Here is a 19,644-nt window from a genome sequence, read left to right on the forward strand (position 1 = left end):
GTGGAATTTGGGAGAATAGAGCTGGGTTTTATGGTTGGTTAAGGCCCCGCATGGGAAATTATTCTCGGAGGTGGAAGGTTATTAGCAAGGAACAACAGCACCAGCTCAATGAGGCGATACGTGCAAGCGAGGTGCGTCTGATCGCAAAGGATGGTGAGCAGCTCGGGGTGCGCCCCTTTCGTGAAGCGCTCCAGTTAGCCCATGAAGCCAATATGGATCTGGTGAACGTTGCTCCACAAGCCAAGCCCCCTGTTTGCCGTATTATGGATTACGGGAAGTTTTGTTATGAACAAAGAAGGCGGGAGAAGGAGGCGCGTCGGAATCAACAGGTAATGCGGATGAAGGAGGTACGTCTTAGTCCATCCATTGATGATCACGATATTCGAACGAAGTTGCGTAATGTGATTCGTTTCTTGGGTCAAGGGGATAAGGTGAAATTATCCATCCGTTTTCGGGGTAGGGAAATGGCGCACCAGGATATAGGACGCCGTATTTTAGAGCGTGTGGCTGGGGAAGTGCGAAATATTTCCGAGGTGGAGCGCCCGCCACGTTTGGAAGGCCGACAGATGATCATGATTCTGTCACCAAAGACCCAGCAGCAATTGGCCATCGTGGAAAAACAGCAGAAGGAAGGCTGAGTGGATGTGGCAAAGTTGAAGACCCGTAAGTCGGCCGCCAAGCGTTTCAAGAGGACCGGGTCGGGTCGCTATAAGCGTTCGTGTGCGAACACGAGTCATCTGATGGGGCACAAGACTTCAAAACAGAAGATGCATTTACGGGCTGGTGGAATGGTTTCCAAGTCTGACGAGGGTCGATTGAAAAAAATGTTGCCGGGTTAAGGATGAAAATAGGGGTGTTGTTCCATGGCACGCGTGAAGATCGGTAATTTGGCGCGCAAGCGTCGTAAGAAGATTTTACGTTTGGCTAAAGGATACTACGGGGCTCGTAGTCGTTCTTTCAAGGCGGCCAAGCAGCAGGTTATGAAGTCCCTGGTATATGCCTATCGGGATCGCAGGAGGCGTAAGCGGGACTTTCGTAGATTGTGGATTATGAGGATCAACGCTGCTGTTCGTCAGCAGGGGCTCCCCTATGGGCAGTTTATGCATGGCTTACGTAAGGCCGGTGTAACTATGAACAGGAAAATGCTGGCTGACATCGCGGTACGCGACGGGAAAGCCTTTGCAGAACTGGTCAGGGCGGCTCGTGGGGGTCTTTCGAGAGATGATGGGCATAGTAGCAGTAAATCGAATGCTTCATAGGACCTGTGTGTATATATAATGTGTGTATGAGAAGAGGGCCCCTCGTGTATATGGGCCCTTTTTGGGTTGCATTCCCAATATGGTGTCATCCTCAAAAATAGGTGATTTTGGGTTCTTTTGATAAAATATTATTATATAAAATCAATAGTATAAACATTATATATAATTACTATTAATAAAATATAATCATCCTGTTATTTGCATGGTTTTCTTCCATTGCTTTCTGCTGGGTTTTAGGACGCAAAGACCCACCGTTGGATGAAGAACACCCAAGGTCGGGATGATAGCGAACCTTTTTAGTGAAATGCTCTTGATTTTCCTATTCCATCGTTTCGTGATGTTGGTGGTACGATGAGTTATGCGATCATTCCCATCATGGCGGGGGTGGAAATCGTATTGGGTTCTTTCGAAACATCCTCATGGTACGAGAGAGGTGCGGAAGAGCGGTATTCATGGTAGGTTTCCTATGGTCGTCCTATGGGTTATTTCCCAGTTAGAAGCCTCCCAAGCCTCCCCGCGAATTCTTTCTGGGAGGGATCCCCATTCCGCGATAGGAAGATGATCCTGCTCTAGGGCCGCCCTTCGTAGATTCAGGGCTCAATGGGTATACAACGTTGCCAATCAGACAGGGGGTTACTTCATTTGTACGGATTGTATGTTGTGGTCTTCTTCCTCTATGACAATGACGATGATTCTGATTCTGTTTCCTTTGCGTGTAGGGTCTCCTGGATACGTTTAGCTAATGCTTCATGAATACCTGCGGATCGGTAATCCTGTAGGGAGGCTTGTTTGATAGCAGCAATGGAACCAAAATATTGCAATAGTTGTTGTCTTCTCTTGGGACCTACACCTGGAATATCATCTAGAATGGAGCGATGCATATTCTTATGCCGCAACTTTCGATGATGAACAATAGCAAACCTATGCACCTCGGCCTGTATGGTCTGCAATAGGGGGGCCAGTTGCGGTTTCTCGGTCAATTCCAGATCCAATGGCGGTTCTCCGGATACCAATCCCGCCGTTTGATGACGGTTGTCTTTTCGTAGGCCTGCAATGGGAATGGATACCCCCAATTCCCCTTCCAAAACATCCATGGCTGCTCGGACATGACCCTTACCGCCATCTACTAGGAGTAGATCAGGAAGGTCCTCCCCTTCCCTTATCAGGCGTGTATAACGACGCCTAACCACCTCACGCAGAGCAGCATAGTCATCCTTATCCCCTGCTGTTTTGATGTTAAAACGGCGATAGGCCGATTTATTTGCTACACCATCGATAAAAACAACAACGGCCGCTACCATGGCTTTCCCTTGCCAATGGGCTTGATCCACCATTTCAATTCTGTGTGGAAAGGGGATTCGGAGGGAACGACCCAGTTCCTGTAAAGCTAAACTGTACTGATTTCGATGATGCACAAGGATTTCCTTTTGTTCTTTGAGAACCAGGCCCGCATTCCGGGTTGCCATTGCAACGAGCCGTTGCTTGGCGCCCCTTTTAGGAACCAAAATCTGGCTTTGCGGGATCATAGCCTGTAGGCTTTCCTGTATTTCCCCCCCGTACAATAGAATTTCCGACGGTATGGCCGGATTGTGACGATAGAATTGTGCCAGATAAGATAAGAGATCTTCCTCCAGACTGTGGTAGTGTTCCATTGCATGCCCATCCCGTTCGATGAGTTTCCCCTGTCGGACAAAGAATACTTGAATAGCCAACCAACCATCTTCCTCTATCCATCCAAATACATCCCTATCCAATAGATCGGGCAGCACAACACTCTGTTTCTCAACAATAGCGGCTACATCGCGCAGGAGATCCCGTACCTCCCGTGCTTTTTCAAATTCCAGATTTTCGGCAAATTTTTCCATATCCATATGTAATTCTTTTATTTTAGTATCATTTTTACCCTGCAAGAGGGATACAATTTCCCTTGTAAGTTCTTGGTACTGTTCGGATGCCACCTTCTGGATACAGGGGGCTAGGCATTGTTTCATGTGGTAGTAGAGGCAGGGTTGTTTAGGGATATTTCGGCATTTTCGCAGGGGAAAGAGACGGTCCAATAGCCTCTTGGTTTGCTGGGCGGCCCGCGCATTGGGGTAGGGACCAAAATAACGAGCACCATCTTTCCGGACACGGCGGGTGATGGACAGTCTCGGATGTCTCTCTTTACTCAGGCGTATATAAGGATAAGTTTTATCATCCTTCAATAACACATTATAACGTGGTCGGTGATGTTTGATGAGACCACATTCCAATAATAGGGCCTCCTGAACCGTATCCGTTACAATATATTCTAAATCGTCTATCTCGCGGACGAGATGGATTGTTTTTCCTTCCACTTGTCCTGTAAAATAGGAACGAACACGTTGACGAAGGTTGGTGGCCTTTCCCACATAGATAACCACACCTCGATCATTGGTCATCAGGTAGCAACCGGGTTGCGTAGGTAATGTTGGTAGTTTTTCTCTTATTTGAAATGAAATCATCTGCCAACTTCCTTTCGTCCATCCTGCAGGAGGACAAGAATGGGTTTGGCCACAGAAAAAAAGAATGATCCCAGCCACCAGATGGGGCTGATTCCATTCTTATTCTCATATAACAAGATTCAACTACAGATTTTCATTGATCCAATTTACCAACTGCTCTTTGGACTGTAAGCCTGTGGATTTGGCTCTCACTTTCCCATTTTGGAATAAAATGAGTGCAGGGATCCCCATGACACCATGATTCTCTGCAGATTGGGGATTCTCATCCACATTGAGCTTAATGATAGAAACCTTACTACCTATTGCCTTATTCACCTCTTCTAATACGGGATTTAACCTTTTGCAGGGTCCACACCATGGTGCCCAAAAATCCACCAACACCGTTCCTGCATCCGCACTCTCCACTTCTTTAGAAAACTTTGTATCCGTAGTCTCCCGAATTGCCATACTCGCGCTCCCCCCTGATCATGGGACTGAACAATCCCTCACTTAAAGGTTGATTTCCTGCAGAATAATGATTCCACGCCTAGGTATTTTCTTTACCCGAATGAATATCAAGAAACACTGTTCCTGCCCATAACACCTCAATTTTGTCCACTGAACACATTCCACCCAACACACTCTCAATATGAATGCGATCTTGCGCGGTGGTATGTATAGTAGGAACCTAGAGCAATATATGGCAAAAACACAGCCCCCCACCTGCAGGATACCATTTGCTTCCCTAGCGGGCAATACTTTGGGGATTGTTGCTGAATCACAGGCCCTGTTCCCATGGTCCATGCATGAATATGGAATCCGATCCCTCTTACTACATACTACAAGTCCGGGGGAGAAGGGATGATGTCATTTACCATGCTACCGACCCCATTCGTTGAGCGTATGCGTTTTCACATGGGATCTTCCTGGCCTGCCCTACGAAATGCCTTGGTGAAGGGAAGGGCGGAACGGGGTTTACGGGTTCATACAGGAAAGATTCCCCTCCCCGACTTGTTATCACAGTTGTCCTACCCCTTCGATCCCGTACCTTGGTGTTCCTCGGCTATCTATTTACCTAGGGAGGAAAAGCCTGGATATCGGTTGGAACATACCCTGGGACTTTATTACATACAAGAACCTAGCGCCCTCTCTGCCGTGGAAATACTCCAACCATGTCCAGGGGACTGGGTATTGGATCTATGTGCTTCACCAGGGGGTAAGGGTACGCAGATTGCCACAAAATTGTCGGGAAAGGGTCTTCTTGTCCTTAATGAGATCAATGCGGATCGACGAACAGCACTTTTTGACAATATGGAACGTTGGGGTATGACCCACGCTATAGTGATGGGGGAACACCCTGAGCGCCTAGCCGCCCACTGGCCCAACACTTTTGATGCCATTCTAGTCGATGCACCCTGCTCAGGGGAGGGTATGTTTAGGAAGTACAGAGAAAGGGGAATTCATTGCAATCCGACACACTCCAAACGTTGTGCGGGTCTGCAACGTCAACTTCTCACCTCCGCACTTACCATGCTTCGGCCGGGCGGTCGTTTGCTTTACTCCACCTGTACGTTCAACCCCATGGAGAATGAATCGGTCGTTGCTTCTATTTTATCCTCCCATCCACACGTTACTCTTCTTCCCATTTCCCTTCATGCTAATTTTTCCTCTGGTGAACCTACATGGACGACCCCTCCGTGCCCCGAGGTTAAGCACTGCGCGCGATTGTGGCCCCATCTTTTGAGAGGAGAGGGTCATTTCTTGGCCTTGTTAACGAAGGAGGAACCCTCATCCACTACACAACGCCACCGTAGACATCGTTGGCCCCGACCATCAAGTACTTTATGGAAATGTTGGACGGATTGGTCCCGGTCTGTCGGTATTCAGCCCCAGATCGATGACTATACCCCCGTTGCAAAGGGGGGTACCCTCTATGCAATGCCCCCCGATTTTCCTTATGTAGAGAGGTTGCGCTACCTGAGACCAGGCTTGCTTTTAGGTAAACAAAAGGGACGTACATTCGTCCCTTCCCATGCCCTTGCCAGGGTGCAATCGATCCGGCGGGGCCCTTCCTCCTTTCCCACATTGGCTCTCTCTCCCGAAGAAACGATCAACATAGGTAGGAAGGGTTGGATAGAAACGGTTCAGCCCACAGGCCTATGGCTTTTGACCTCGATGGGGTTCCCCTACGCATGGGGTAAAGTCAGTCACGGTAGGTTGCGTTTACTTCACCCACAACCTTCCCTGAACACGCCCTTTGCTCAATATGGACCCTGATTTTTTTTGGATCCCTCTATCCATTGGTGAGATAGGGAAGCGTTGTATGTCTAGGTGTTCCCGTTACCTTCGTTTGGTCTGGCACCCGGGGGCTCTTGTTGGATGCGGTAGTCTTTGTGCGGGAATGATGCTCTTTGGTTGCAAGTATGGGGTTAGACCTATATGCAATTTTGTTTGCTGAATTGTGATTCCTCGTTTTCATTTGATTTTTTTGTACACTTACTAGTACCGATGAGGCGGACCCTTTTCTTTATTTCCATCCATTGGCGCGGGGAAACGTAAACCCAAGGGGGACCAAGGGAGGTTGCCTTGTACTTTCTTGCGTCCTACGACTGTTCCTATAGTAGGGATTTTGGTCTTTGGGTTGCAGTTCCAAACCACACTGGGCCATTTTTTGTTCTAATTCCTCCCAGGGATACCCAGCTTGGGCCTGATTTCCACAATGGAGGATTACGTCATCCACATATTTTTCAACCTTGACATCCAGATGGTATTCCTGCAACCATCGATCTAGGATACGGACCAGAAACCAATGGTCCAGTGGAGGGCTTATTTTATGATCGCCTCGTTGTGGTGCCTTTCTTCGATCGTTCCAATGGATAAGAGTAATGGCACCGGGTCTTTTAGCCATTTCTCACCATAAGGGAACAGTTCCACGTGGTTCCCTATCGTGATGCCTCCCTTTTGTGGAAGCTCAAAACAGTTCACTTCCGCTGATTTCTTCGATTCCCACCCACCTAACAGAGACGGGGGTATAAAAATATTTTATATAAAAAAATATTTGTCGAAAAAAATGCATAGAAAAAAAGTCATCCGCCACTGTGCATGCTGCGACGTTATTGATTCTTCTCCTCCTCTTTCACCTTGTTATGTCGTTACACATTAGTCTATACTATATACATTCAAATTACGTAAATAATTTCCTAAATAAGTCGATATGGTATATAAAATTGCCATTGAATTATCCGGGAACGTTTATAATAGACATTTTAATATTTATTTTATTAATATTTATATTCCGATTCTTCCTCCTTGGGCCAAGAGATTTCAAAACACATTGGCATCACACAGGTACCTTGTTCGCTGAACTACTCACACAGAGAAAACAATATTTGCAACTAGCCCAGCGGAAGGGTATTTCCCGATGGCGCTGGTACATACCCCTGTGGCTAGGATTCACAATGTTTATATTTTCCATAGTACTCTTTGAAGTGGCTCTACCCTCTGTATATTTGTTGACCATCGGACTCACCGGCTGGATCATTGCTCTTTGGTGGCAAATACAGGGGGAAAAGGTTTGGTGTGGGGAGTTGATGCCGAGAATTCACGATCATGATCCCCAAGATAGGGAACTGGTACTATCCCTTGTCACTTATCTCATTTTCCTACACGGGGACAGCAACCTTTGGGGACATCTTCTCTCTGAGGAAGTACGGGATTGTCTCCTATTCCTTTTCTATTTGTGGTGTTGGCTACTTTTCTTTCCCTCCCTCTTCCATGTGTTTTTGGGTAAACGAAATTCATGGATCGGTTTGTACTATAACTTCTTCCGTTGTCTATGGTTCCTTATTACTTTATGTTTCCTGCTCATTTACGGTCTATTATTGGACCCGTTACTCCGTAGGTTGTTGGGTCGGTCCACCCTGGTTCATTTTCTTCCGACGGTAGACCCACCCATAAATAGGGAAAGATGGGAGGTATATTTTGGATTTTATGATGAAATCGAAGTAAACCCTGCTATAAAACAATAACTGAAATGAGATTTTATCTTTCTTATTTGCTTACCTTTTTACTATGGATCATCGCAAAATATTCAATAAATTTCTGAAAGGGTGGCTAACGAAAGGGGTACACCGGTAGCATCCGAATGGATGTGTGCATGTTCCGAGGAGATTTTTAGTCCTACCTTTTTGACCCCTTTGGGCGACCTTATAGCTTACATACGCGATTTTGCTGATCCGTAGTACGTCGGGGCCCAAAGTAAGTTCCTAGCGAGGCCCCCAAATCCACGATGATCTATAACGTATTCCTGAGAATATAGTTATTTACTAATGAAAATTCCTAGGGACATCCTTCTGACGTCATTTCATTTTTCCTGTATGGAAACCCTTTCATAACTTTTTAAAATATTTTTTTAATGAAACAGGGGGTTGATAAACGAATTTTCCATCCGTTGTCCCCTATCCATCTCGCTCAATTCCCGGGACCTATACAAAATGGATATTAACCCTTATTTTATATGTTATTCTAGTAGAGATCACCACAGAAGAAAATTTTTTTCCTATCTTAGCATTAGTATAGAATTCGGAACGGTATAGGGAGACTATCCTGAAACCTAGCAGAAGGGAGGTATGTGGAAAGCGGTATAGGAATACCGTTGCCAAAGAAGCGGGCTATCCCCACTACACCCCCTTCAAGGAAAGGGGAACGGTCAGATCTTTTTGTACGGGACCTCCGTACGTCAAAAACCCTGCTCCAGCAAGGAACAGGGTTTTATTTGTTTTAAAATGTTAATTGGGAATCCAACCCGAATCCTGTATCTATCTATTCAGGACACGTTTATGGGACCGAGGGCAGAACCCCTTTCCATGATTTCATAAAATTATGGAAGATGGTATTTCGGTTCCTCTCATACACTCACTGGGGAACCCTCTTCCCTCACTCTTGAGAAATGATGTCCGCACCCCTCTATAGAAATGGGATTGACAGGAACTTTGGGCCTGTCGGACCTCTGGAGATCCGGCCATAGCCATTAGGTACCAGGGACCCCACCAGGAAACTAATCAAAAACATTAGGAAATAGATACGGCAACAATATACCACGAACCAAGCAATGCCAAACAATGCCCACAGAAAATGTGTAAACGACGGCTGCACTAAGGATAGGCCACCTGCTGCTAAAGCTAACCTTAAGAATAGCCCCCACTAGAGAGCCACCCATAATACCTGATAACAATCCATCCTTACAACCAGCGGATATAGGAAATAAATCCGGCCACAATATATCAAAAATAACGCATCTCACCACAGTAATCACAGCTGCACCAGTGGCGGCTCCCACAGGAGCACCCACGAGGATCCCCCTACTACCCTTCCTACGACCGAAAAATACAGCCCCCCCCAGGGCGCCAAATACAGTACCTAGTAACAACTCTTTCTTGCAAACCTTGGATATAGGAAGTCGATCCAGCCAATTCATTTCTGATCCAGCCTCATTCGCGGAGGGGGGTATAACTATCTCTGACGATCTTTTGTGATCGGGTTCAGCCGCAGCCTGGATATCAACAGGAAATGTGAGAGAGAGGACTAATACAAAGGCGGGGGGAGTCATTCTGAGGGGTATTCTACCCAGCATAACGATAGACCACAACCTTTTTCAGTGTGCATATAAGAGCTTTTTGTTGAACAGTTGTGGATCAACATTTTCTTCCACACATTCACAATAAAAAAACAGAAAAGGATCCTGGGTCTGGAAATCTAGTGGACCCAGATGATCCACACCAGAGTCTCCTTTAATTATATGCTAGCATTTCCATCCTACATTCCTTAAGGATAGGCACAGCTGTCCTTTTTCACGATTTTAGTTTTTCATACATGGTGCTGGTGCCGTTAAAAAGGTTCACAATTGTTTCCTGAGGTTCGAATAAAAATGGAAAGTGGGCTTTTGCGGATTCATAAAAATAACTACATAAACTTTTATGAAATCATACTATCTATAGAAGCTCGGTTCCCTAATTATGATTAGGTTACCGATATTATAATAATATTCCGAATATATAGTCAAAATAGGATATGACCCTACCTTCCTTACGTACATTCGAAACAACTTTATATGTATTACCTGAAAAACACCCTCAAAGAAACTTGAAGACCATCTGTTATTCCTATACAATCCTCTTTATACCCACTATAAAGGGAGGTTGATAACAGATGGTCTCAGGGTATTGTACCATAGAACAGTCGAACTTGGAAGGGATAGAGGAATGGATTGAATGCTTCGCGGATAAGTGGCGCTGGTGTTCCACCAAGGAAGAAATTAAACTTGCAACCCTTTGCGAGTATTATGAGAAACATGCTTCATGGTACAAGGAAACATATGCCGATTATCATAATACTATCGGTCAACCCTGCAAGGATATCCTTTTTACCATAATCCTGGAGTCCATTAAAGAAACCTTTGGGTGGACAGACAGGGAATTGATCGAACGTATTCCACGGGAAGGAGTGTTCTTTGAAGCTCTGGGGGGCAAAAAAGGAAAGCCCCTTATAGGTAGGAGAACATTATACGAAGGCAGAAAACGGTTGTTGGCATACGAGGAGAAAACAAAATGCAATGTTACACGGGACTCCTTTCAGCACTTCACCACCTTCCAAAAGTCAATAGTAGGTATGACATCCACCTGCCGTAGAATGGATAGCACGCTAATCAACAGCAACATAAGGAAATTGACCCGTAATGACGTGATCTATCTGGTGGCGAAAAATGTGGTTTGTATCTCGGCTGAACTCCTGATTCCCCTCCCCGCGGAGTGGGGGGTTTTTCTGGAGAAGGGGTGTAAACTAACAGACATCGATAGTCGGCAATCATTGGGCTATCAGCCTCCCCTTCCCCCCAAAAAAGGGGCAACAGCAAGGGATCATAGGACTGCAGAGCTAATTGGGGTTTGCTTGGCTGTAAGGGAACAGGTCTCCCACTATGACAACATCAGATCAACCAAGGAGTATGCATTGCTGGAAAGGGTGATCTGGGAACAAACTGAGGAGGATGAACAAGGAAATCTCAGGATGCTCTCCAAGGTGCGTTCTGGTAGTCTACAAAGCCCTTATGATCCTGATGCTCAGTACAGGAAGAAGAACAAACAGGGGGATATTCCGGACAAATCGTAGAGGATCGTGATGGAGAGAAGGGAGTAAGCCTAATTTCCTTCTTTGGTCTGAAAGGTTCCCTGCATCCAGATACGGCCTTTGCGAAGGAGTACATAGAAACATGGGTTCCCCATGATGGAATGCGGTTGTGTGCCGATGGGGGGTACTACAGCCATGAGATAAGCGAACTTGCTCAATCAAAGGGTATTTCGCTATGCTTCACCAATATGACGGGCCGAAGGGAGAACCCCGATAAATTGAGGGCAAGCACGTTTGTGCGAGACAAAAGAACAAAGGAAATTACACGGTGCGTGGCAAACAAGGAACCCGAGAACAGCCAGTACAAACCAGGGAGAAAACCAGGGAGCGGGACCAGTGTGGCTTATTTCAACGGGGAGGATTGCAAGAAGTGCCCCTTTGCGGATCAGTGCATTGGCAAACTCAACAAAACAGGGGGAAGAACCATAAGATTAACCGACCGAACGTACTCGGCGGCGGAGCAAAGAGATCAATTGGAGGAGACAAAATATAGGAAAGCAGGGAACAGTCGTGCGGCCATTGAGGGCGTTTGCTCCGCACTAAAAAATGCTTACGGAGCTCGCCGACTTAAGGTGCGTGGTGAACGAAGAGCTAGGTTGACAATGTTCGCAAAGTGTGTAGCGTATAACACATCTCAAGTCTCCGAATATATAGTAAAATTTATAAGAATAAGAAGGAGAGAAGCCATATCGTGATAAGCATATCTAATAATCTAAAAAATTCATAAAATAATCGGAACTATAGGCCGGTCTATTTGGCGTGCCAAGGTGTGCGGAATAGGGCATTCATTTCCGCGATCATGGGTTCAAAAACCGAGTTTCCATGGTTATAGTAGAAATACAACCATAATCGTTACGTTTCACACATATCTAGACCAAAACATTCATACTATTCAATTTTTTATTTACATTACAAATTATCCATACATATTATACAGAAGTAATTCATTAACTAATAGCAATCAATATATATCATTTTGAAATATAATTAATATCGAAAAAAACCAAATCAACTGACTTTTAATTCCAGCACCAGCACCATAACATATAAAACTTAAATTTTATAAAAACAACGTATATGTCCTACTGTGTTCCTACAAGAATACTTTGGAATACAGGGGGAGGGAATCCGAATCTAGGCAGATATAAACACAGAAACCTACCACGATGCATTTGATCTATCGAACCATGGTTCAGCCCTCACTCCTGAGACTGAACCCCCAGGTCCGAAGTTTGGCCAAGAGCCAAAAATATCTATATCACTGAAGCCAAGGTTCCGTAATTTCCCGATCACCGCTTCAAGCAACATCGTCGTGGTTATAAAATCTTTGGCCCAATGGGTGGGTTGTAATTGATTTTTGTGGGCAGCCAAAAACTGAATGCTTCTTAGGACGGACCCGAGGTCTCAAATCTTGGTTTGGGTTTATGTTCAGAAGAACCTCGGAAAGATCCTGGACCCTACTCCGGAAAATGCGTCCATAATGTTTGGGTACGTCCGATAAACCAACTTCAACATAAGCTATTACGCTGTCTGTACTGCCAAGAGGCTTTGTGGTAAAGTGAGGCTAGGTCATTAGCTCTAACACCTGCTTTTCCATAGGGGCTAATGACCTAATTTTTTTGTCGTTTTTTTGATAACTATCAAATCATGGGACTATGATCCTTAATTTTACAGTCATCAGATAGGTTTTCTCTAGCAAGCATCCTATTCGTTTTCTAATACGTCACCCCATAAACACATTTGCCCACCCGATTCCTATAAAAAAGTTCATGCTAAGGAGTCGCGGTTCATCTACCCGCTATGAACAGCGGAGACTCGATCTATCGAACAGTGGTTCAGCCCCCATCCCCGGGACTGAACTTCCAGGTCCGAAGTTTGGCCAAGATCCATTTTTCTCCCTTTGCCCCCACGGATCTTACGATAGGTAGCATCGTCCTAAAGGGCGGAAGACTGATTCTGTAGGGAACAGAGGTTCCACGCGTCTGGGTGGCTATCAGGGTACTGTTTGATTTGGGTGGTAATGCTTACGGATGTAAATAGAAGGGGGTTGTTTGTCATTCAGCCAAGATCTGTGTACTAGGCCCATTCCATAATATAAAGAACAATGTAAGTTTTTAGGAGGATGTGGGCCCATATAGAAGCCCATAGGTGGTAGCGATCGGCTAGCCAACCTAGTCCTAAAGAGGCGAGAAAGATCCAGAATAAGCTCTGCCAGCTACCGCCACCGTTTCCTATCATTTGCATTTGTAAAATGGTGGACCCCATGGTGGAGATTACGCTGGTCCATACAATTCCCAATCGGGGTTGTATAGCACCCCGGTATAGCAGTTCTTCCCCTAGTGCGGAAAATAGAATCAATAGGAAGGCGCCGATCCAATCCACTCGCAGAGGGAAGACGGCCTCCGATGGGGGAATATTCAATGCCTCCTGCATCCAATAGAGGAGGGTATCTCCTAGGAACCAAATTCCTAGGGAACTAAGGGTAAGGAGGGTAACTATACTCCAAGCCTTCCCTGTTGGTTTTTTGTGGAGACCCAAGCGGACCGTTGTTTCTTTCAAGGTGCGCGTGGTTGGCCATCCCGCGCCCAGTGAGGCCCATAGGGTGGAGAGGAGGGAGTTGATGCATGGGATACCGATGGAAAGGTATTTTTGTACTATTTGGACATTATCGGCCCCCATCATCCCTCCTACGATGGATCCACAGAAATCGTACCCTTGTAGGGGGATTTTAGGGAACATGGTAACCAAGACGGCAATATGGTGTGCGAGCCATGCAATGAGAATTCTATGGAGATAGCGCTGTGTATTCAGTCCCAGAGTGATCATAACCCGGTCTCTTACTGAAGGTAGTAAAAAGAAAATCCCTATAAACAAATAGATGAGTAGGGCGGATGAATTGCATGCAATTTCAACAATTCCTCCGTCGAAAGGATGGGGAGAGGGGGGGTATAGGAATTGGAGCGCTGTGAAGATGAAATAAAACAATGCGAATAACATATTGACTGTCTTGCCCCAGTTCTGCAGCGATCTCTGACGTGGACTGTGCTCCATTACAACCGTGTGTTGATAGTAGGCATGGTCAAACTTAACAAAGGCCCATGTGGTAAAGTAAGATACGAGCAATAGTATTAATCCTAATGACATAAAAATAATGATAAGAGTGGGTAAAAAGTTTTCCTGCATTATGAACCTCCCATACGGAATTGATGGATTCACAGGATATTTATAAAAAATTATATTTTAAAACCACCATTTTACTATTCGCAGATCAATGAACTACGGATACAAAATTTTTGTAAAAGAATGTATTCCCATCACCAGGACCGATTCATTCTCACGGGGTATACAAACCAGGCGCGTTCGTTTGGGAGGGACTATGCAATTTCTTGAGGGAATGCAATAGTAGGTAACCCACCAGGATTTTCAGAACTTATTAATAATTTTATTTATTATAAAAATTTAATATGAGTAGATGCAAAACAGACGCAACACTCAATTTATTTCAATTTTATAGGACCATTATAGCATTAGATTTATCTGCAGAGAACCCGTGAGGAAATTACTTTTCTGCTATTTGGGGACAATTACCCGGGTACGCAAGTTTTTTAAATCCCATACCTGAAGATCATTTTGTATTATTTTCCCATCTGTCCATCCCGTGAAGGTGATAGTTAGCCATATCCATATACCCCTCACTCCCATCCCAAAGCAAGCTTCCTGCTGTAATGGATTCACGTTTCCGAATATTGGAATCCCCTTTTCTACAACTATCCCCCTATTCCCCGTACCAAGGTGTACGAGCATAAAAACCATTCCCCCCTCGTACCCTAAGTACAAATCTTCGCGTGTCAACCCGGGGAAGGCTGAATGGTGAAGAAAGGGTGATAACGGTGCAGTGGCCCTCCATTCGAAAATGTTTCGCCTCTCTGCAGGGGCCCTTTTATTCTCCCTACTCATCATTTGTTGGTCCCAACTGACCCCTTATCTCTATGGTATTTGGTCGATCAGTCGAACCGTGCTAAAATCCTTTCTCCTTGCAGCCCTCGTTGCTTATTTTTTGCATCCGGCTATCGCGTGGTTTTGTGTGTGGGGCATACCCCACACAATGGCCATTCTAACTGTGTATGCATGCCTGATTTGTTTTCTTGTTGTGCTTTTTATGCTCACGTTACCTACACTGGAATTCCAACTTAAGGAACTTCTGCGACAATTCCCCAATTGGAATCTCCGTTTACAGGATTTTTTACAATCCTTTCAAAACCATGGTAAAAAATCCTTCCCCGTGTGGTTTGAGATGGCATCAATAATTTCAATGGTCACATGCAGACATCCCTCATCCGCTGGGTAGAGGGTATGATCAATCGCATAACCGATGTAGTGGATAAGTTGTTTATGGTCCTCATTATCCCTTTTCTTTCCTTCTGCATGCTCAAAGATGCTTGTTTAATCCAGCGGTTTTACGTGCCTTGTCTGTAGATTGGCGTAGGACGGGCCTACAGATTCTCCGAGACCTTGATTGTGTGCTAGGTCAGTACATACGGGGCCAGTTTCTCATTTGTATGCTTGTTTTCATTGCCACCTATCTTGGTTACGTTCTGATCGGTCTTCCCTACCCACTCCTGCTTTCCGCCCTTGTAGGCATTACGAATGTCATTCCCTACTTTGGGCCCTTCATTGGGGCATTACCCGCCCTCATTGTTTCCCTGTTGCTGGCTCCTCAATTGTTGGTTCCTGTTTGCATCGTTAATTTGTTGATTCAGGTTGTGGAAGGTAATCTCCTATCGCCCCATATCACAGGACGAACCCTAGATTTGCACCCCCTCACAGTGCCCTCCCTATGTACCTATTCCTTCCTTTGGGTAAAATGATTAAAAATACAATAACATTGCATTAATATATTTTTTCTTAATTTGTATTTAGGGTAATCTTTAACCTATATTTATGAATTTACTTTTTTTTTCAATCCCACATCGAATCGGACAGAGGAGGACAAGGAGAAATCTCCTGAAAATGAGGCATTGGGTTGGTGGGGGCCAAAGCTATTGGATCATATTTCTGAATTTAGAAAAATGGATCGTAATGGGCACAGTATTCCACGTTTTTCTTCTTTGGAATCGAGAATTTGCGTGATGTTGTGGTGGCTGAGTCCTATAGAGGGTATCCATCCAGTTTTATGAGGGAACCTACCTAACTGTGTATGCTAAATTCATTCGACCCCAATGGGAAGCTGTAAAGACGTTTTCATTCATTTCTCTATCTATGTATATAATGGCATGAATAACAATTTAAAAAGAAAATTAATAAATAATTTTTAAATATATTATGATTTCATAATAGCAAACAAAAAACCTGGGGTGGATGTATCTAAGGAACGTATCAGTAGTACTATGTATGCTTTGGACCCGGCTCTATTGTATGGGAGTACTACGGGAGACTGGTTCATTTAAAAACCCGTTTTCATAAATTGAAAACGGGTTCTATTCGTATTGATATCACAAAATTCTATCTAAATAGAAAATTAGTATTCCCTGTGGGGATATGGTGGTGGAGGGCATGGTGGAGGACATGGTGGAGGACATGGCGGAGGACATGGTGGGGGAGGTGGAGGACATGGTGGGGGGCATGGTGGAGGAGGTGGAGGGCATGGTGGAGGGCATGGTGGGGCTGGTGGTCCTGGTGGTCCTGGTGGTCCTGGTGGTCCCTGTGGTCCTGGGCAACCCTGTGGTCCTGGTGGTCCCTGTTTTCCTGGGCAGCCCTGTGGTCCTGGTGGTCCCTGTTTTCCTGGGCAACCCTGTGGTCCTGGGCAACCCTGTGGTCCTGGCGGTCCCTGTTTTCCTGGGCAGCCCTGTGGTCCTGGGCAACCCTGTGGTCCTGGGCAACCCCTTGATCCTGGTGGTCCTGGTGGTCCTGGTGGTCCTGGTGGTCCTACAATGGGGCAGCACTCCTGAGGAGGCGGACAACATTGCTGCTCATGGTGGGGTTGTTGCTGATGGTAATTATAATAATTTTTATCCCCTCTGTGTTTACAATCGTTATTTTCTATATTTTTGTAGTAATCATAATAGAAATCATAGTATTCTTTATAATAATCACTCATTTTTCCCTGGTAATCATTATGATACATAGGTTTTTTTTACAGTCCTCTCTTGATGAAATGGGCTTATTATGATTCATTCATAAGTGAAGTTTGCAATTCATATTATATTCTTTGATAGTGAAGAGCTTTTACTGTAATTTTTTTATATACATCCATTGTGGAACAGTTCATTGCGAACTGTTTTCCGAATCATTATATGCGTTATCCTGTCGTTTGGGATAGACATTAGCACTAATTCAGCGTCGGAAATAGCGGTAATCGCTATTTATTCCTGTTTTTCATGATGGAGGTCTGTTGTGTTTATTTTTTTTGCATAGTTTTTCCGGGGATCGACCTTTTACTGAAACCAGTTTCCCACCATCCTAACAGGGAAATTTGAGTCCAGTTGACTTATTGTTTAGAACCATAAAAATTTTGTGTATCGTTAGATTTTGTGCAACGTTAACACTACAGGTGAGTTTTCTCGTATCCGTTTTTCCCGATTTGGAGTCTTGGGGGTTATGGATAGGGTTTGAAATTGGATATCTTGGATCCACAGTATGACAGTCCTCCTATAGGAGAGTGGGCGAATATGTCGATCGGTGTATGCCGAATTGGGTAAATTACTCCTCACATATGAATTCCATATGGGTGTAATCCCTTTTCAGACCTGGAATGTTGTTTGTCTCATAGGCATCCTGGAAATTTCGATGGCAGGAAGATTGGGGGATTTTTTCCGATATCCAGTGTATGTTCGTGTTCCTTGTGGATCGGACGCTGGTACGGAAAGGTACGGACGAAGGATGGCGGGGGTTTTTTCGTTAGCCATCCCTCTCATCCGTAAAGGCGATTCTCGATCCACCCGGCTATACCGGCCACAGCAAAAATCAACCATAATAGTTGTATAGGGGGGAAGTACAGGGAGGACAGAACGATCCCATTAGCAACCCAGAAACCTGTACACCAGTGACAACTGAGCAATTTCCCTAGCATACGCCGTATGCTATTTTTTCCGATGATCTCGATGCGCGATGTGGATTGACCTGTATCTGGATCCTTTACAGTAATCACCTTGAAGAAGAGATTTCGGAATGGTTCTGTGATTGTGTCGAAGACAATCAAATGTGTAAGCCTGAAGGTGGCGCCTACCCATATGAATATATTTATAATATTTATAAAATTTATACAGTTAGAGAACAAATGCATAGAACTATAGCCCCCCCGTGATGGGGGCTAACTGGGCCACAATCATCCTCGGGGGGTGATTGGAAAAATTCGCATATACATGAATATCCAGACTTTTCTCTTTCTTGTCCGGTTTCTTTTCTCTCATAGGTTTTCCCTCCTCCTTTTCCATGGTTTCCCCTGGTGTCGTTATATTTTGTACGCGGGATGTCGTTCGGGTGATTCGTAATTGTAACAAAGGGGTGACGCAACTTTGTCCTGGTGTAATCGAGGTATCTACACGTGACTGTAGCCAGATACCCGGTCCCGGTAGTGAATCATCAATGACTTCCTTTGGTATTTTTTCCCAGGTGGCACCTTCTTGTTTATTTCTTAATGCAGAAGAGGGATGTTCCCGGGAAAGGAAAGGGCCTGCAATCTGCATCGAGAGGGCTGATGGACAGAACAATCCTAATTTATATTGGAGTAGGGTTTGATTTGTCAAATTTTTTACTACTATATGCCCCACTACATATTGCACCTTTGTATCTGGGGAGGCGGGTAGTGACTGTAGGGATGATTTGATGACAACGCGTTCCTGTTCTGTAGCAGGTAAGGGGTTTCCTCCCTGTCCCACCGTTGCGGGTGGGTGTGTACGGTTGGGTTGGAGTGTAATGGGACGTAGGGATTCGGACACTGGTTCCGTGAGTGGATCCCGGGGACCGGGTGTGGTGGTACAGGGGATGGGCCATAAAGGGACGGGGAGTTCAAACCACTGGGCCAAGGGATTACATGGGGCGGGCAAGGAACGGAGGAGACCAACGGAGAACAGGAGTGCAATGGTTTCCACGGGGGGGATGTTTTCCTTTGCATGGGGAATAGATGAAATGGGTGTTTCTAAAATTGCATTGGGCAAACTAGGGACCACTGCATACAATTGCAACATAGCTCCCTCTTCACAGGTTTCCTTTTGGATCGCAAGGTCGGATTCTGTGAAGGTGTGAAACAGTGATTCTGCCAAGCGGGACCCATCGCCTCGGTATCGGAGCATGAGTTGTGGTGACGAGAGGAAGGAATCTTCCTGAATGTGCAAGCGAACAGAGCAGGTGTTTTCCTGGGCATTTTCGTGGTAGAGGAGCAATTGGCAAGGGGAGTCTTGCAGGAAGGAACGGATGCATTTTTCGAAAATTTTTTCTTTTCTACAGAAACTGGGCCAAAGATGAATGAATAGGGTGGTTTGGGTATTGAAGTACAAGGCACGTTGTACGGGATCCCAACGCGGTTCAAAACCACTTTGTTTTAGCCAATGAAACAGAAAGGGCAAGAGGTTTACTGGTGCGAAACCACAACGGCGTTGGTTACGGTATACAGCATAGGGCATGTCATTCCTTGAGGTTGTTGCAAGGTATCATTCGTACATACCATTGGAAAACATCGCTTACCATTTTACCTTCATGTTTTCGTTGGTGTACGGATTTGCCAACCCACGCCCCCCTTCTTT

17 protein-coding genes are annotated in these 19,644 nt (G+C 45.2%); 10 read left to right on the forward strand and 7 right to left on the reverse strand.

The window, feature by feature from the left end; genetic code table 11:
- Nucleotides 1–50 precede the first annotated feature (50 nt).
- The 3 genes from infC to rplT are packed head-to-tail and all read left to right on the forward strand — an operon-like array spanning nucleotide 51 to nucleotide 1,259.
- Nucleotides 51–638, forward strand: coding sequence for a translation initiation factor IF-3 (infC, locus tag PPRES148_RS07880; RefSeq protein ID WP_149454289.1), 588 nt, complete (start codon nucleotides 51–53; stop codon nucleotides 636–638).
- A gap of 6 nt (nucleotides 639–644) precedes the next feature.
- Complete coding sequence (rpmI, locus tag PPRES148_RS07885) at nucleotides 645–839, forward strand: 50S ribosomal protein L35 (RefSeq protein WP_149454290.1); 195 nt, start codon at nucleotides 645–647, stop codon at nucleotides 837–839.
- 24 nt (nucleotides 840–863) lie between these two features.
- Nucleotides 864–1,259 carry a 50S ribosomal protein L20 gene (gene rplT / locus PPRES148_RS07890; RefSeq protein WP_149453976.1) on the forward strand — a complete coding sequence of 132 codons (396 nt, stop codon included), beginning with the start codon at nucleotides 864–866 and terminating at the stop codon, nucleotides 1,257–1,259.
- A 674-nt stretch (nucleotides 1,260–1,933) separates the two neighbouring features.
- Here the strand turns inward: rplT and uvrC are convergent.
- Together uvrC and trxA are read right to left on the reverse strand one after the other, a co-directional pair.
- Nucleotides 1,934–3,742, reverse strand: coding sequence for an excinuclease ABC subunit UvrC (gene uvrC, locus PPRES148_RS07895; RefSeq protein WP_425468250.1), 1,809 nt, complete (start codon nucleotides 3,740–3,742; stop codon nucleotides 1,934–1,936).
- A 123-nt stretch (nucleotides 3,743–3,865) separates the two neighbouring features.
- Nucleotides 3,866–4,189, reverse strand: a complete 324-nt coding sequence (gene trxA, locus PPRES148_RS07900; RefSeq protein WP_149453977.1) for a thioredoxin — start codon at nucleotides 4,187–4,189, stop codon at nucleotides 3,866–3,868.
- A 393-nt stretch (nucleotides 4,190–4,582) separates the two neighbouring features.
- On the opposite strand from trxA, the gene PPRES148_RS07905 reads away from it, so the two are divergent.
- Nucleotides 4,583–5,998: an RsmF rRNA methyltransferase first C-terminal domain-containing protein gene (locus PPRES148_RS07905; RefSeq protein ID WP_149453978.1), complete on the forward strand. Its 1,416-nt coding sequence runs from the start codon at nucleotides 4,583–4,585 to the stop codon at nucleotides 5,996–5,998.
- A 250-nt stretch (nucleotides 5,999–6,248) separates the two neighbouring features.
- On the opposite strand, the gene PPRES148_RS07910 is transcribed toward PPRES148_RS07905, so the two are convergent.
- Nucleotides 6,249–6,629 (reverse strand): RNA-dependent RNA polymerase family protein, encoded by a 381-nt coding sequence (locus PPRES148_RS07910; RefSeq protein ID WP_149453979.1) that lies wholly within the window; start codon nucleotides 6,627–6,629, stop codon nucleotides 6,249–6,251.
- A gap of 481 nt (nucleotides 6,630–7,110) precedes the next feature.
- On the opposite strand from PPRES148_RS07910, the gene PPRES148_RS07915 reads away from it, so the two are divergent.
- Nucleotides 7,111–7,749: a hypothetical protein gene (locus PPRES148_RS07915; RefSeq protein WP_223128005.1), complete on the forward strand. Its 639-nt coding sequence runs from the start codon at nucleotides 7,111–7,113 to the stop codon at nucleotides 7,747–7,749.
- A 1,028-nt stretch (nucleotides 7,750–8,777) separates the two neighbouring features.
- Here the strand turns inward: PPRES148_RS07915 and PPRES148_RS07920 are convergent.
- Entirely contained in the window at nucleotides 8,778–9,353 is a 576-nt protein-coding gene (locus PPRES148_RS07920; RefSeq protein WP_149453981.1) for a hypothetical protein, read from the reverse strand.
- Between the two features lie 575 nt (nucleotides 9,354–9,928).
- Between PPRES148_RS07920 and PPRES148_RS07925 the strand changes: the two genes are divergently transcribed.
- Both PPRES148_RS07925 and PPRES148_RS07930 read left to right on the forward strand, forming a co-directional pair.
- On the forward strand, nucleotides 9,929–10,885 hold the full coding sequence (locus tag PPRES148_RS07925) for a hypothetical protein (RefSeq protein WP_149453982.1): 957 nt from the start codon (nucleotides 9,929–9,931) through the stop codon (nucleotides 10,883–10,885).
- A gap of 119 nt (nucleotides 10,886–11,004) precedes the next feature.
- Nucleotides 11,005–11,598: a transposase gene (locus PPRES148_RS07930; RefSeq protein ID WP_149453983.1), complete on the forward strand. Its 594-nt coding sequence runs from the start codon at nucleotides 11,005–11,007 to the stop codon at nucleotides 11,596–11,598.
- 1,381 nt (nucleotides 11,599–12,979) lie between these two features.
- On the opposite strand, the gene PPRES148_RS07935 is transcribed toward PPRES148_RS07930, so the two are convergent.
- Nucleotides 12,980–14,086, reverse strand: a complete 1,107-nt coding sequence (locus PPRES148_RS07935; RefSeq protein WP_149453984.1) for a CPBP family intramembrane glutamic endopeptidase — start codon at nucleotides 14,084–14,086, stop codon at nucleotides 12,980–12,982.
- 712 nt (nucleotides 14,087–14,798) lie between these two features.
- Here PPRES148_RS07935 and PPRES148_RS13025 point away from each other — a divergent pair.
- The 3 genes from PPRES148_RS13025 (at nucleotide 14,799) to PPRES148_RS12395 (ending at nucleotide 17,029) form a co-directional block, all read left to right on the forward strand.
- On the forward strand, nucleotides 14,799–15,251 hold the full coding sequence (locus PPRES148_RS13025) for an AI-2E family transporter (protein ID WP_149453985.1): 453 nt from the start codon (nucleotides 14,799–14,801) through the stop codon (nucleotides 15,249–15,251).
- Between the two features lie 73 nt (nucleotides 15,252–15,324).
- Nucleotides 15,325–15,771 (forward strand): AI-2E family transporter, encoded by a 447-nt coding sequence (locus PPRES148_RS13030; RefSeq protein WP_149453986.1) that lies wholly within the window; start codon nucleotides 15,325–15,327, stop codon nucleotides 15,769–15,771.
- A gap of 676 nt (nucleotides 15,772–16,447) precedes the next feature.
- Nucleotides 16,448–17,029, forward strand: coding sequence for a hypothetical protein (locus PPRES148_RS12395; RefSeq protein WP_223128006.1), 582 nt, complete (start codon nucleotides 16,448–16,450; stop codon nucleotides 17,027–17,029).
- A gap of 784 nt (nucleotides 17,030–17,813) precedes the next feature.
- Here PPRES148_RS12395 and PPRES148_RS07955 read toward each other — a convergent pair.
- Together PPRES148_RS07955 and PPRES148_RS07960 are read right to left on the reverse strand one after the other, a co-directional pair.
- On the reverse strand, nucleotides 17,814–18,185 hold the full coding sequence (locus PPRES148_RS07955) for a DUF1360 domain-containing protein (protein WP_149453988.1): 372 nt from the start codon (nucleotides 18,183–18,185) through the stop codon (nucleotides 17,814–17,816).
- A gap of 4 nt (nucleotides 18,186–18,189) precedes the next feature.
- A complete protein-coding gene (locus PPRES148_RS07960) occupies nucleotides 18,190–19,524 on the reverse strand; it encodes a hypothetical protein (protein ID WP_149453989.1) in 1,335 nt (444 codons plus the stop codon).
- Nucleotides 19,525–19,644 lie beyond the last annotated feature (120 nt).

The organism is Pasteuria penetrans, assembly GCF_900538055.1.
GTDB lineage: Bacteria > Bacillota > Bacilli > Thermoactinomycetales > Thermoactinomycetaceae > Pasteuria > Pasteuria penetrans.